General features: G+C 63.3%; 11 protein-coding genes. 6 read left to right on the forward strand and 5 right to left on the reverse strand.

The window, feature by feature from the left end; genetic code table 11:
* Positions 1–2: 2 nt before the first annotated feature.
* Together EB231_RS07515 and EB231_RS07520 are read right to left on the reverse strand one after the other, a co-directional pair.
* Positions 3–1,583 (reverse strand): phytoene desaturase family protein, encoded by a 1,581-nt coding sequence (locus EB231_RS07515; RefSeq protein ID WP_172348258.1) that lies wholly within the window; start codon positions 1,581–1,583, stop codon positions 3–5.
* Positions 1,570–3,189: a phytoene desaturase family protein gene (locus EB231_RS07520; protein ID WP_172348259.1), complete on the reverse strand. Its 1,620-nt coding sequence runs from the start codon at positions 3,187–3,189 to the stop codon at positions 1,570–1,572. The genes EB231_RS07515 and EB231_RS07520 overlap by 14 nt, the downstream gene beginning before the upstream one ends.
* Positions 3,190–3,463: 274 nt before the next feature.
* Between EB231_RS07520 and EB231_RS07525 the strand changes: the two genes are divergently transcribed.
* The 5 genes from EB231_RS07525 to EB231_RS07545 all read left to right on the forward strand — a co-directional run bounded on the left by EB231_RS07525 (position 3,464) and on the right by EB231_RS07545 (position 8,549).
* Positions 3,464–4,258, forward strand: a complete 795-nt coding sequence (locus EB231_RS07525) for a class I SAM-dependent methyltransferase (RefSeq protein WP_172348260.1) — start codon at positions 3,464–3,466, stop codon at positions 4,256–4,258.
* A gap of 6 nt (positions 4,259–4,264) precedes the next feature.
* A complete protein-coding gene (gene betI / locus EB231_RS07530) occupies positions 4,265–4,951 on the forward strand; it encodes a transcriptional regulator BetI (RefSeq protein ID WP_056575858.1) in 687 nt (228 codons plus the stop codon).
* 48 nt (positions 4,952–4,999) lie between these two features.
* A complete protein-coding gene (locus EB231_RS07535; protein ID WP_172348261.1) occupies positions 5,000–6,082 on the forward strand; it encodes an ABC transporter substrate-binding protein in 1,083 nt (360 codons plus the stop codon).
* Between the two features lie 110 nt (positions 6,083–6,192).
* Positions 6,193–7,269, forward strand: coding sequence for an extracellular solute-binding protein (locus tag EB231_RS07540; protein WP_172348262.1), 1,077 nt, complete (start codon positions 6,193–6,195; stop codon positions 7,267–7,269).
* Positions 7,266–8,549 carry a flavin monoamine oxidase family protein gene (locus EB231_RS07545; RefSeq protein WP_172348263.1) on the forward strand — a complete coding sequence of 428 codons (1,284 nt, stop codon included), beginning with the start codon at positions 7,266–7,268 and terminating at the stop codon, positions 8,547–8,549. The genes EB231_RS07540 and EB231_RS07545 overlap by 4 nt, the downstream gene beginning before the upstream one ends.
* Positions 8,550–8,581: 32 nt before the next feature.
* Here the strand turns inward: EB231_RS07545 and EB231_RS07550 are convergent, their stop codons facing one another.
* From EB231_RS07550 to EB231_RS07560, 3 genes are read right to left on the reverse strand one after another with little or no spacing between them, the layout of a single operon-like run.
* Positions 8,582–9,655, reverse strand: a complete 1,074-nt coding sequence (locus tag EB231_RS07550) for an ABC transporter ATP-binding protein (protein ID WP_172352834.1) — start codon at positions 9,653–9,655, stop codon at positions 8,582–8,584.
* A 52-nt stretch (positions 9,656–9,707) separates the two neighbouring features.
* Positions 9,708–10,529: an ABC transporter permease gene (locus EB231_RS07555; protein ID WP_140772657.1), complete on the reverse strand. Its 822-nt coding sequence runs from the start codon at positions 10,527–10,529 to the stop codon at positions 9,708–9,710.
* Positions 10,526–11,443 (reverse strand): ABC transporter permease, encoded by a 918-nt coding sequence (locus EB231_RS07560; protein WP_172348264.1) that lies wholly within the window; start codon positions 11,441–11,443, stop codon positions 10,526–10,528. Before EB231_RS07560 ends, EB231_RS07555 begins: the two co-directional genes overlap by 4 nt.
* Positions 11,444–11,717: 274 nt before the next feature.
* Between EB231_RS07560 and EB231_RS07565 the strand changes: the two genes are divergently transcribed.
* Positions 11,718–13,136 carry an aminotransferase gene (locus EB231_RS07565; protein WP_172348265.1) on the forward strand — a complete coding sequence of 473 codons (1,419 nt, stop codon included), beginning with the start codon at positions 11,718–11,720 and terminating at the stop codon, positions 13,134–13,136.
* The last annotated feature ends 156 nt before the right edge of the window (positions 13,137–13,292 follow it).

Raw genomic sequence — 13,292 nt, forward strand, 5'->3', positions numbered from 1 at the left:
ACCTACCTCTTCATCGCGATGATACGCCGCGCGGCGTTGAGCCCGGGTGCACCGGAGACACCGCCACCGGGATGCGAGCCGGCACCGGCCAGGAACAATCCTTCAAGCGGCGTGTCGTAGCCGGACCAACCCGAGACGGGACGCGAGATCAGCATCTGGTCGGCCTGCAATTCGCCGTGGTGCCAATGGCCTCCCGGCATGCGGTAACGCGTGTCGATATCGGCCGGCGTCAGCAACTCGGCATGGACAACGCTCTTGCCGATGCCCGGCGCGTAAGCCTCGAGCTGAGCCATGACTGCCTTGAGGAATTTCGGCTTGCCGGTTTCCCAGCCTTCCTTCAGTGCGTAGGGGGCGTATTGCACCACAGCCGACAGCACACAGGCTCCATCAGGCGCGAGCGACGGATCGGCGAGGCTGGGCAGGGTGATCTCCATCACCGGCTCGGCTGAGAACTCGCCATATTTGGATGGATTGAAGGCGCGTTCGACATGATCGGGCGAAGGCGCGATGACCAGCCTGCCCTTGTGGCCGGCGGCATCGACGCCGGCGAATTGCGGCGGCCGATCGAGCGCCAGATTGAGTTTCGCCGCGTCGCCCTTCATCCGAATGTTCTTCACCTTGCGCACGAAGCCCGTGTCGAGCTCGCGCGGCCCGACAAGATCGAGGAAGGTTGTCGCTGGATTGATGGCGGAGATGACCGTCCTGGCGCGCAGCTCCTCGCCGGTGTCGAGCGTGACGCCTATGGCGCGGCCTTTCTCGACGATGATCTTTCCAACGGAAGCCGATGTCCGGACGGTGACGCCGGCCATCTCCGCCGCGGCGCGGATGGCGGCGACAACGGCGCCCATACCGCCTTGCGGCAGCATCTGTGCACCGGATGCACCGCCGGTCTCACCCGCCAGTCGATAGTAGAGGCCGAGCAGCGAGGTTGGCGAGCGCGGGCCGAGATGGCTGCCAAGCGTCGCATCGAAGGCGAGCAGGCCTTTCAGCCTGTCGTCCTTGAGCTGTTCGTCGAGCAGGTCGGCGACGTTCATGAGCAGCACGCGCAGGAAGTCGCGCATGTCTTCCTTGCCGAGCTTTTTCAGCGCCAGCGCGGTCTGGCCGAGTGACGCGGTATCGAGCAGCGACATGCCGGCGAGATCGGGCGCGCGGCGGGAGAGGAAGGGTTTCAGGATGCCGGCATAGCGCAACAGCTGCGCACGCAGTTCCTTCCAGGCGGTCTGCTCGGAGGAACTGGCGCCGGTCAGCACCTCGCCATAGGCACCATGCAGCATCAGCGCTGGACCGTCCCTGGACAGCGCGATCGAAGGCAGGAAGTCCGTGCGGGCAAATTGCAGTCCCTGCTTCTCCAGCTCCAGCGTCCTCACCACGTCGGGGTGCAGACGGTTCAGCACATGGGCGATCGATGAGACGCGAAAGCCCGGCGCGAGTTCCTCGGTGCGCGCGGCGCCGCCGGTTTCGCTGCCCGCTTCCAGCAGGAGCACCTTGCGGCCGGCCTTGCCAAGCGTCGCCGCGGCGACGAGACCGTTGTGGCCGCCGCCGATGACAAGCACATCCCATCTTGGTGCATCAAATGACGTCATGGGCCGGGCTCATATGCGAGGTGGATTTGGCGAGATCGCGCAGGATTTCGGCAGCGGCATTGCGGCCGGGCGCGCCCATGACGCCGCCGCCCGGATGGGTGGAGGAGCCGCACATATAGAGACCGCCGACCGGCGAGCGGTATTGCGCGTAGCCCGGCACCGGGCGATTGAACAGAAGCTGGTCGAAGGTCAGTTCGCCCTGGAAAATGTTGCCTTCGGTGAGGCCGACCTCGGCTTCGATCTCGCGCGGCGTGCGCACCTCCATGTGGATGATGCGGTCGCGGAAGCCTGGCGAATACTCTGATATCTGCGCAATCACGCTCTCGGCGAAGCCGTCGCGATCGGCATCGGTCCATTCGCGGCCGTTCACCTTGGGCGGCGCGTATTGCACGAAGCAGCTCATGAAATGCTTGCCCGGCGGCGCCATGGTCGGGTCGAGCGTCGTCGGGATCACCATGTCGAGGAAAGGATCGGCCGACCAGCGCCCGGCCTTCCAGTCGTCATAGGCGCGCTCCATGCGTTCCATCGAATCGGTGAAATGCATGTCGCCGCGATAGACCGGCGAATCCTTCGGCAGCGCCGGGAATTCCGGCAGCGAATCGAGCGCGATGTTGACCTTGCCGGAGGAGCCGCGGATCTTGAAGTTCCTGACCCGGCGCAGGAAAATGTCGGGCAGTTCCTTTTCCTCGACCAGCTTCAGGAAGGTGCGCTTCACATCGGCATTGGAGACGACGAGCTTGCCGTAGATCTCCTCGCCGCCAGCCAGCACCACGCCCTTGGCTTTGCCGCGTTGGACCAGCACATGGTCGACCTCGGCGCCGGTGCGGATGGTGCCGCCCGAGGCCTTGAACGACGCGGCCAGCGCCTTGGTGACCGCGCCCATGCCGCCGCGCGCATAGCCCCAGGCGCCGACCGAGCCGTCGACCTCGCCCATATAGTGATGCAAGAGCACGTAGGCTGTGCCGGGCGACATCGGCCCGAGCGCGGTGCCGATGATGCCGGACAGAGCGAAGTTGGCCTTGATGACATCGGTCTCGAAATACTCGTCGAGGAATTCCGAGATCGACATGGTCCAGAAGCGTAGCGTCAGCGCCATTTCTTCCGCCGACAGGCCGGCAAACTTCCTGCCGAGATAGAGCAACTCGCCGAGGTCGCGCGGCTTGAGGCTGGTCGGGTCGGGCGCGGTGCGCATCAAGAGCGGCTGAATGAAACGGCACTGCCGCGTCACGTCGCGGGCGTAGCGGTCATAGGCTTCGGCGTCTCGCTTCGAGAAGCGGGCGAATTCGCGCCGGTGCGCATCATGGTCGCGGTAGTTGGCGAGGTAGTCGCCGTCGCGGGTGAATACCGCGCCGCCCTCATAGGAGATGACCTGCAGGCCGAAGCGCGGCAGTTCGAGGTCACGCATGATTTCGGGACGGAACAGCGAGCAGACATAGGAGCAGTTGGAATAGAGGAAACCGGGTGTCAGCTCGCGGCTGGTGGCGGCACCGCCGACCCAGTCGTTCTTCTCCACCACCAGCACGTCGAGCCCGGCGCGCTGCAGATAGCAGGCGTTGACCAGGCCGTTGTGTCCGCCGCCGATAACGATCGCGTCCCAAGCTTTCATTGTGGCCAGTCTCTTTGTTTCTGCGCAATTCCCAAGGCGTGCGCTGTGCGGTTTCCCGGGAAAACGCTCATACTTTTCCTGGAAATGCCCAGTGCGACCCGCTGTTCATTTTTGCGTGATCTTTTCCCGAATATGCGGAATTTGGCATGGCATCGGCCATTCTGTCCAGCCATTCTGAATGAATGTTCAACAAATGATGTTGCGTTTTCTCGGGCATGCGCTAGGCTTTGCCGGCGTTCGAACTGGGCAATCATCGATTGGGGATCGAGGGCTGATGATCGAAACGGCAGATGCCGAGCCGGAGTATGACGACACCGCGATCCGCTTCCTCGAGGCGCTGTGGGGCGAGGGATATCTGTCGCCGGGCGGTCCCGATGAGGTCGACCGGGTGGTCGAAGGGCTTTCGCTCAAGGGCAAGACGGTCCTCGATATCGGCTGCGGCTCCGGCGGCATCACCTTGCATCTGGTCGAGCGCCACGGCGCCGCCCATGCCACCGGCTTCGATGTCGAACAGCCGGTGATCGAAGCGGCCAGACAGCGAGCCGCGACGCGTGGCTTCGCAAATCGCGCCAGCTTTGTTCAATCGCCTCCTGGACCGCTGCCTTTTGCCGATCGCTCCTTCGATGTCGTCTTCTCCAAGGATGCGCTGCTGCACGTGCCTGACAAGGACGCGTTGTTCGCCGAGATTTTTCGCGTGCTGAAGCCGGGCGGCATCTTTGCGGCTTCCAATTGGATGATCGGGCATGACGGCGAACCCTCGCCCGAGATGAAGGCCTATGTCGCGGCCGAAGGTCTGTCCTTCGCCATGGCTTCCCCGGCGCGCTACGCGCGGGCGATGCGCAAGGCGGGCTTTACCGATGTCACCGTCAGGGACCGCAACCCCTGGTACCGCGAGGTCGCGCGCGGGGAACTCGCACGGCTCAAGGGACCGCTCTACGCCCGAGCCGCGGCCGCGGTCGGCGCGGCCTATGTCGACAAGAACATCAGGACCTGGGAGGCAATGCAGAAGGTGCTTGACAGTGGCGAGCACCGCCCCACTCATCTGCGCGGTTGGAAGCCGGTTGGGTAGCCGGCAATGCTGGAGACCGTCACATCCATGAAGACTTCCGAGGCCAGGGACGTTCTCGCCGAAACGACGCGAAAGAGCGACGCCGAAAAGCGCGGCCGCAAGGCTTCGAAGGAGGTCCGTCAATTGCAGCTGATCGAGGCAACGATCGATTCGCTGGCCAGGCGCGGCTACGCCGAGACGACGATGGCCGATGTCGCCGATGGCGCCGGCCTCTCGCGTGGCATCGTCAACTTCCATTTCGAGAGCAAGGAAAAGCTGCTGATCGCGACGCTGCAGCATATGTATGACGAGTACTCTGCGCATTGGCGCGCCGCGCTGCAGAAGGCAGGCGACGATCCGGCACGGCAGCTGCAGCAACTGGTGTGGGCCGACTTCGATCGCTCGATTTGCAACAAGCGCAAGCTCGCCGCCTGGCTGGCCTTTTGGGGCGAGGCCAAGTCGCGGCCCACCTATCAGGCGCTGAGCAGTTCGCGCGATAATTATTACCAGCAGGTCTTCATCGATCTCTGCACGGCGCTCAAGCAGAGCGGGGCGTATGCCTATGAGCCCCAGGTGATGGCGCTGGCGCTGTCGGCCATGCTGGAAGGGCTGTGGCTGCGGCTGATGATGGGCACCGAGGACACAACGCGCGAAACAGCCTTGCAGGCGGCCAATGCTTTTTTGGCCGCTGCCTTCCCGAAGCATTACGGTTAGCAACAGCCGGCCGCCAAGACCGGCAAGACCAAAAGAGGATGGAACAGCATGAAGAAACTTAGCCGACGCCTGACATTGACATTGGCGCTGGGCGGCGCGCTTGCGGCTTCGGCGGCAGCGTTCGCCGTCGCCGCGGACAAGGACCTGATCGTGTTCGACTGGTCCGGTTACGAGGACCCGAGCTTCCACCCGAAATATGTCGAGAAGAACGGCGATTCGCCGACCTTCGCCTTCTTCGGCGACGAGGACGAGGCTTTCGAGAAGGTCCGTTCCGGCTTCAAGGCCGATCTCGGTCACCCCTGCTCGCAGAGCGTGACGAAGTGGCGCGAAGCCGGGCTGCTGCAACCGCTCGATACCTCGAAGATCACGGGCTGGAAAGACCTCAATCCCGGCATCATGGCGATGAAAAACCTCGCCACGACCGACGATGGCAAGGCGTGGTTCATGCCCTGGGACTGGGGCAACACGCAGCTCACCTACAATTCCTCCAAGATCGACGCCAAGGACGTGCAGTCGCTGAAGGCATTCGCCGATCCGAAGTTCAAGGGCCGGGTGTCGATCGGCGACAATGTCGACGACGCCTATGCGCTGGCGAGCCTTGCCATCGGCCTGCGGGACTGGACCAAGATGACGGACGACCAGTTCAAGCAGGCGTCCGACTTCCTGCGCCAGGTGCACAAGAACGTCCGTTCCTACTGGACCGACACCACCGATATCGTCCAGTTGCTGTCGGGCGGTGAGGTCGACCTCGCCTGGGCCTGGAACGATGCGACCGTGCAGTCCGTCAAGGCAGGCGTGCCGATCAAGTCCGTAAAGGACACCAACGAAGGCATCTCGACCTGGGTTTGCGGCTACGTGCTGTTCAAGGACGCGCCCGGCAATATCGACAAGGCCTATGATTACCTGAATGCCGTCAACGATCCGGAGACCGCCAAGGTGCTGGTCAAGGACTGGGGCTACGGCCAGGCCAATGCCAAGGGCATGGCCGGCGTCGACCAGGCGATCCTGAAGGAAAAGGGCTATGATGACGTGCAGAAATTCGTCGACAAGACGCTGTTCCAGTCGCCGCTGCCGTCCGATCTCAAGCTGAAGATGATCGCTGAATTCGAGAAGATCAAAGCCGGGTACTGATCTCGTTCCACGGTCCGTCCGCTGCCGCCTCGGTGCAGCGGACGACCCTCGCCAAAGCAGATGATTTCTCCTAACCTCGCGGCAGCTTTTTCGCCAAGGGGGAGTTTCACATGACGCCAATGCTACGCCGCCTTGCACTTGCCGCCGCCTGCATGATCGGCGCCGGCGGGGTCTATGCCTGGGCGGAAGGCGGCGGCGATCTCGTGGTGTTCGACTGGTCCGGCTACGAGGACCCGCTGCTGCATCCGGCCTACACCGCCAAACACGGCGCCGAGCCTACCTTCGCCTTCTTTGGCGACGAGGATGAAGCCTTCGAGAAGATGCGGGCAGGCTTCAAGGCCGATATCGCGCATCCCTGTTCGCAAAGCGTGGCGAAGTGGCGCGATGCGGGGCTGTTGCAGCCGCTCGATACCTCCCGGATTGCCGGCTGGAAGGACCTCAATCCCGGCATCATGGCGATGAAGAACCTCGCCACCACCGAGGACGGCAAGGCCTGGTTCATGCCGTTCGACTGGGGCAATACGGCATTGCTCTACCGCACAGACAATGTGACGGCCGAGCAGGCGCAGTCGCTGCGGATCCTGGCCGACCCGAAATTCAAGGGCCGCGTCACCATCGGCGACAATGTCGACGACGCTTACGCGCTGGCGAGCCTGGTGATCGGCCTCAAGGACTGGACCAAGATGACCGACGCGCAATTCAAGGAGGCATCCGATTTCCTGCGCCAGGTGCACAAGAACATCCGTCTCTACTGGACCGACTCGAGCGATATCGACCAGGCCTTTTCCGGCAATGAGGTCGACCTCGCCTGGGGCTGGGGCCAGACACTGATCGCCATGAACGGGCAAGGCGTTCCCGTCGCCATGAACCGCGATACCAAGGAAGGCATGTCGACCTGGGTGTGCGGCTACGTGCTGATGAAGGACGCGCCGGGCAAGCTCGACCAGGCCTATGATTTCCTGAATGCGGTCAACGCGCCCGATATTTCGAAATACATGGTCACGACATTCGGCTACGGCCATGGCAACAGCGCCGGCATGGCCGCGATCGACCACAAGGTGCTGGCCGAGCGCGGCTTCGACGACATCGACAAGTTCCTCGACAAGACGCTGTTCCAGCAGCCGGTCGCGCCTGATCTGAAGAAGCGCATGGTCGACGAATTCGAGAAGATCAAGGCGGGCTATTGACGAGCGAACTGGAAAGAACCGACGTCGTTGTCGTCGGTGCCGGCTTCACCGGCCTGTCGGCTGCGCTTGAGTTGAAGCAGGCCGGCATAGGCTTCCTGCTGCTCGAAGCGCGCGACCGTGCCGGTGGACGGGTCGAGGCGGTCCGCAACGGACTTGGCGAGCGCATCGACAGCGGCGGCCAGTTCCTGTGCGAGGACATGCCGGAAGTGATGGCGCTCGCGAAGGCACGCGGCAAGACATTCGTCACCACCTATGTCGAGGGCGATTTCATCACCCATCCGTCGATGCCGGCCAAGGAGGCCAAGCAGACCTATCATGGTGCGATGGCGATCCGCGAGCGCATGAACGGCATCGAGCCGGGCGATCCTTCGATAGAAGGCATGAGTGTCGCGACCTGGCTGGAACGCCAGCGTGATCCCACCGATGCCAAGACGGCCTTCCGCTCGATGATCGAAGGCCTGTGGTGCCTGCCGATGGACAAGGTGCCGCTCTGGTACCTGATCGACAATGACCGGCGCATCACCAACGAAGTGCCCGAACTGCAGTATTCCCTGCGCGAGACCATGCAGTCGCTGGCCGAGGATCTTTCTGGCGATCTCGGCGACCGGGTGCGGCTGAACGAACCGGTCACGCGCATCGAGCATGGGCCGCAAGGCGTTCGTGTCGTCACGGGCAATGGCTCGATCGAAGCGCGACACGTGCTGGTCGCGTTCCCGCCGGCGAGGTCCGCGAAGCTCGATTTCGCACCACCCTTGCCGACGAGACTCGCGACGGCGCTTGGCGTCTGGGAAAGCGGCGCGGTGATCAAGATCCTGGTGCGCTATCCCAAACCATTCTGGCGCGAGCAGGGTTTGAGCGGCATGGTGATGTGGCGCGACCTGCCCGGGCTGTTCGCCTGCGATGCCAGCAAGGATGCGGAGCATGCCGCGCTCGTCGTCTTCATCGGCGGACCTCTCGCGCTGCGCTGGCGGGGGCTGAGCGAAACGGCACTTCGTGCGGAAGTGACGGCACGATTGCAGGAAGCGCTCGGTCCGGATGCCGGCGACATCCTTGATTTCAGTTCGCGCGATTGGATACACGATCGCTGGAGTGGCGGCGCCTATAGCGACCTCATCGTCGACGTGATGGCCAGGGATGCCGAGCGGACGATTCTTGCGGGTGCGCCGCCGGTGCATTTCGCCGCTTCGGAACTGTCGCCGTCATTCCCCGGCTATGTCGAAGGCGGGATCGTCGCCGGGCGCCTCGCGGCCGGAAAGATAATCGCCGAGCTTGTTGGCTGAGCATGATCCTTTCCGCTCTTGGGGATGATACTTCAATCCCCCATCGCCACCAGCGCTTCCGGATCGTAGGCGAGACGGATCGGGGTGCCGACGGGAATGTCGTCGGCACCGAAATCGTTGGTCTCGGTCACCGATAGCGGCTTTTCCAGTCCGGGTATCTCGACGATCAGATGGGTGATCTCGCCGAAATAGTGGCGTTCGACCACCTTGCCGGCGACCTCGAATTTTGCCGTCGCATTGTCCCACAAAACACGCAGGCGCTCGGGCCTTATGCCGAGCGTAGCGGCGCCGCCGTTGCGCACGAAAGTCTTCGGCTTGTCAGTCTTGACGCGACCGAAGCCCAGCGTGTCGACGACCAGCGAGGCACCGTTCTCCTCGACGATCTCGGCCTTGACGAAGTTCATGCCGCCGAGGAAGTCGGCGACCTGGCGGTTGACCGGCCGCTGGTAGATTTCCTTGGGCGAGGCGACCTGCGCGATCCTGCCGCCGAACATGACGGCGATGCGGTCGGACATGGCGAGCGCTTCGTACTGGTCGTGGGTGACCAGCACGAAGGTGATGCCGACTGCCTGCTGCAGCCGGCGCAGTTCAACCTGCATCTGCTCGCGCAGCTTCTTGTCGAGCGCCGACAGCGGCTCGTCGAGCAGCAGCACCTTGGGCCGCATCACCAGTGCGCGGGCAAGCGCCACGCGCTGGCGCTGGCCGCCTGACAGTTCGGTGGCCAGCCGCTTGCCAAGGCCGGTCAGCGAAACCTGCGCCAATGCCTCCTCGACGCGGCGCTTCTCTTCGCCGCCCTGCAATTTCAGCCGCTTCAGCCCATAGGCGACATTCTGCTCGACATTGAGGTGCGGGAAGATCGCATAGCTCTGGAACACCATGTTGGTCGGCCGTCGGTTGGCCGGGATGCCTTCCATCGGCTGGCCGCCGACCGCGATCGAACCGCTGGTCGGATTGTCGAAGCCGGCGATCATGCGCAAAAGCGTGGTCTTGCCGCAGCCGGACGGCCCGAGCAGCGAGAAGAATTCGCCCTCCCGGATGGTCAGGGAGGCATCGTCCAGCGCCTTGAACGATCCATAGCTGCGGGTGACGTTGCGGATCTCGATCATTGCCCGATCGGACTGGGCCCGATCGGATTGGAGGCGCTCGATCTGCGGCTGTTCAGGCATAGAGGCCTCCCTCGTTCTGGGTGCGTCTGGCCGCGCGGCGGCGCAGGATTTCGGCAACTGTCATCAACAGGAAAGAAGCAACGAGCAGCAGCGTGCCCAGCGCCAGCACGCCTGGCAGTTTCGAGGCGAAGCGCAACTGGCCCCAGATGTAGATCGGCAGCGTCGCCTCGGTGCCGGTCAGGAAGAAGGCGATGATGAATTCGTCGAGCGAGATGGTGAAGCAGACGAGCAGGCTCGAGATGATGGCCGGCGCCACCATCGGCAGCGTCACCCGCCGGAAGGTGCCGAAGGCGCTTTCGCCGAGGTCGGCGGAGGCTTCCTCCAGGCTGCGGTCAAAGCCTTCGAAACCGGAGGTCAGCACCGTCATCGAATAGGGGATGCAGACCAGCACATGGCCGAGCACGACGGTGAACAGCGACAGGCTCAAGCCCAGTTGCAGCATCACCAGCAGCATGGAGATGGCGACGATCACCTCGGGCAGCACCAGCGGCGCCATGATCAGGCCGTTGATGGTGCGGCGACCGGGATAGCGGTAGCGGGTGATCGAGCGGGCGGCGAGGATGCCGAGCACCGTGGCGAGAACCGATGCGCAGACACCGACTTTGAGGCTGTTCCAGGCGGCGTCGAGCAGGGCCGGCGTGTGCGGCAGGTCCGCATACCATTGCAGGGTGAAGCCGGTGAGCGGGAATTTCGGCGTAGGTGCGGTGTTGATCGAGAAGATCGGCAGGAAGATGACGGGCAGATAGAGGAAGACGATATAGAGGAACGCATAGACGGACAGCCAGCCGCCCGAAAGGAAACGCCGTGCCCTCATCGTGCCAGCCTCTGCAAGGCGCGGATGATCAGCACCGTGGCGCCGGCCATCAAGGTGACGATCAGCATGGTGGTGACGGAAAGGGCGGCACCAAGCGGCCAGTTGGCGGCCTTGCCGAACTGCGCCTGAATGGCATTGGCGATCATGACGCCGTCCTTGCCGCCGACGAGCTTCGGCGTGACGTAGTCGCCAACGGTCGGGATCATGACGATCAGCGCCGCCGAGATGACGCCTGGTGCCGACAGCGGCAAGGTCACGCGCAGGAACGAACGCAAGGGGCCATCGCCAAGATCGGTGGCCGCTTCGACCAGCGTGCGGTCGACCTTCTCCAGCGAGACGAAGATCGGCAGGATGGCGAAGGCCGCCCAGGCGTGGGTAAGCGTGATGATGACGGCGCTCGAATTGTAGAGCAGGGCCGTCGAAGGCTCGTCGATGATGCCGAGGCCCATCAGGCCGGAATTCAGGACCCCATTGTAGCCGAGGATGACCTTCCAGGACATGACGCGCAGGAGATAGCTGGTCCAGAACGGGATGGTGATGAGAAACAGCCACAGGCTCTTGTGACGGCCGCCATGGAAGGAAATGAAATAGGCGATCGGGTAGGCGAGGATGACGGTGAACAGGCTCACCGTCAGCGAGATGTAGAGCGAGCGCAACAACAGATCCCGGTAGATCGGTTCGGTCAGCGCGACGCGATAGTTTTCCAGCGTGAAGGTGCGGTCGATGGTCAGGTAATGCTGGGTCCAGAAGGAATGGGCGATGACCACCAGGATCGGTAGGACCAGCAGGATGAGCGCGTAGAGAAAGGTCGGGCTGATCAAGGCAAAGCCCTGTACCGGCTCGGACTGCAGAAGGGCATTTCGTCTGGCCCGCGTCATGCGCAGCGGGGGCGACCCTTCCGCAGCCGCCGTCATTGCCAGGCTCCCGGGGGCAGGGTTCCGGGCGTGATTTCGGTTGCTGGCCTGGACTGTTCCGCCATGCGGCATCCCATTGTGCTGGCGCCGACTTGTTGTTCCCCTTGCCGGCTTTCTTTCATCATGCCCGTATCCGCGGATTGAAATCAAGCGCTATTTCTGCAATATTGATTGAACGGACATTCAGAATGAAGCCAAGAAAGCCAGGATTTTCGGCATTTGACGCTGAATTGCATGCCCGAGAAGAAATCGACGAGATGATGTGGAGGCGATCATGGCGGCAGCGAGAGATCTAAGGGCGACCGAGACGGCCGAGGCCGGCGGCGACGATGCCATCGAACTGGCCAAGCACCATCTCATCCAGCCCTGGCCTTATGCCGGTTCCGTCGGTGCGGAAGCACGCGCGCTGATCGGCGAGGGCGACGGCATCTACATCACCGACAACACCGGCAAGCGGCTGATCGACGGTCCGGCCGGCATGTGGTGCGTCAATGTCGGCCACCGCCGCGAGGAACTGGCGAAGGTGATGTACGACCAGGCGATGGCGTTGTCCTACAACACGCCCTGGTACACGATGAACGCGCCATCGGCGGAGCTTGCCATGCGCATCGCCGGCCATGCGCCGGGCGATCTCAGCCATGTCTTCTACACCACTGGCGGCTCTTCGGCCGTGGAGACGGCACTGCGCTTCATGCAGTTCTATAACAATGTGCGCGGTCGCCCGGAAAAGAAGCTGATCCTCTCGCGCGGCGGTGCCTATCACGGCTCGACCTATCTGTCGGCCTCGCTCAACGGCCGCCCGCGCGACCGCGACTGGATGGATGGTGCCGACGAGCTGGTGATCAAGCTGTCCTCGCCCGATCCGTTCCGCCGTCCGCAAGGCATGAGCCTTGCCGCCTTCACCGATTTCCTCGTCGACCAGTTCCGCGACACGGTCGCCCGTGTCTGCGCCGACAGAATAGGCGCCTTCGTCGGCGAGCCGGTGCAGGCCTCCGGCGGCGTCGTCGTGCCGCCCGATGGCTATCTCGGACGCATCCGCGAGATCTGCCGCGACAACGACATCCTCTATGTCTCCGACGAGGTGGTGACGGGCTTTGGCCGGCTTGGCCATGTCTTCGCCTCGGGCGACGTGTTCGGCATCGACCCCGACATGATCACCTTCGCCAAGGGCGTCACCTCGGGCTATTTTCCGCTCGGTGGCGTCATCATCTCGGAACGGCTGCTTGAAGAACTGCGCCGCTCGAACCATCCCGATGCGATGTTCGGCCACGGCCTGACCTACACCAGCCATCCCGTCGGTTGCGCCGTGGCGCTGAAGAACCTCGACCTGCTGGAAGAAGGCGTGCTTGCGCACACGCAGGCGGTCGCCCCCTATTTCCAGGCGCAGCTGAAGACGCTGGAAGAATTGCCGTTGGTCGGCGAGGTGCGCGGCGTGGGGCTGATGGGCTGCGTCGAATGCGTCGCCGACCGCGACAGCAAGGACCCGCTGCAACTTGACAAGGATGTCGGCAAACGCATCGACGCCCATTGCCATGAGCTTGGCCTGCTGGTGCGTCCGCTGATCAACATGTGCGTGATGTCGCCGCCGCTGATCATCACGCGCGAGCAGATCGACGATATGGTCGGAATCCTGCGCGAAGGCATTTCACGCACGATGGATGACTTGCGTCGGGAAGGCGTGTGGCAGGGGTAAGGCTGACCTTCTCCCCGTTTCACGGGCGTGAACGTCTGTTGGGCCATCCGAGCCCAGCAGTGCAACGCGTCCCGAGCTCCAAATTGCGCGACCCGACCGGCACGGTGAAGCCGTGCGTAACCAGGTCCTTCCCGATCTGAAGGCCGATGCCCTGGT

The sequence above is a fragment of the Mesorhizobium sp. NZP2298 genome (assembly GCF_013170825.1).
In the GTDB taxonomy this organism is placed as follows: domain Bacteria; phylum Pseudomonadota; class Alphaproteobacteria; order Rhizobiales; family Rhizobiaceae; genus Mesorhizobium.

Bases quoted from the DNA above. Each gene is read 5' to 3' on its own strand.
- EB231_RS07515 (WP_172348258.1), bottom strand. From the start codon at position 1,583: ATGACGTCATTTGATGCACCAAGATGGGATGTGCTTGTCATCGGCGGC.
- EB231_RS07520 (WP_172348259.1), bottom strand. From the start codon at position 3,189: ATGAAAGCTTGGGACGCGATCGTTATCGGCGGCGGACACAACGGCCTG.
- EB231_RS07525 (WP_172348260.1), top strand. From the start codon at position 3,464: ATGATCGAAACGGCAGATGCCGAGCCGGAGTATGACGACACCGCGATC.
- betI (WP_056575858.1), top strand. From the start codon at position 4,265: ATGCTGGAGACCGTCACATCCATGAAGACTTCCGAGGCCAGGGACGTT.
- EB231_RS07535 (WP_172348261.1), top strand. From the start codon at position 5,000: ATGAAGAAACTTAGCCGACGCCTGACATTGACATTGGCGCTGGGCGGC.
- EB231_RS07540 (WP_172348262.1), top strand. From the start codon at position 6,193: ATGACGCCAATGCTACGCCGCCTTGCACTTGCCGCCGCCTGCATGATC.
- EB231_RS07550 (WP_172352834.1), bottom strand. From the start codon at position 9,655: ATGATCGAGATCCGCAACGTCACCCGCAGCTATGGATCGTTCAAGGCG.
- EB231_RS07555 (WP_140772657.1), bottom strand. From the start codon at position 10,529: ATGAGGGCACGGCGTTTCCTTTCGGGCGGCTGGCTGTCCGTCTATGCG.
- EB231_RS07560 (WP_172348264.1), bottom strand. From the start codon at position 11,443: ATGACGGCGGCTGCGGAAGGGTCGCCCCCGCTGCGCATGACGCGGGCC.
- EB231_RS07565 (WP_172348265.1), top strand. From the start codon at position 11,718: ATGGCGGCAGCGAGAGATCTAAGGGCGACCGAGACGGCCGAGGCCGGC.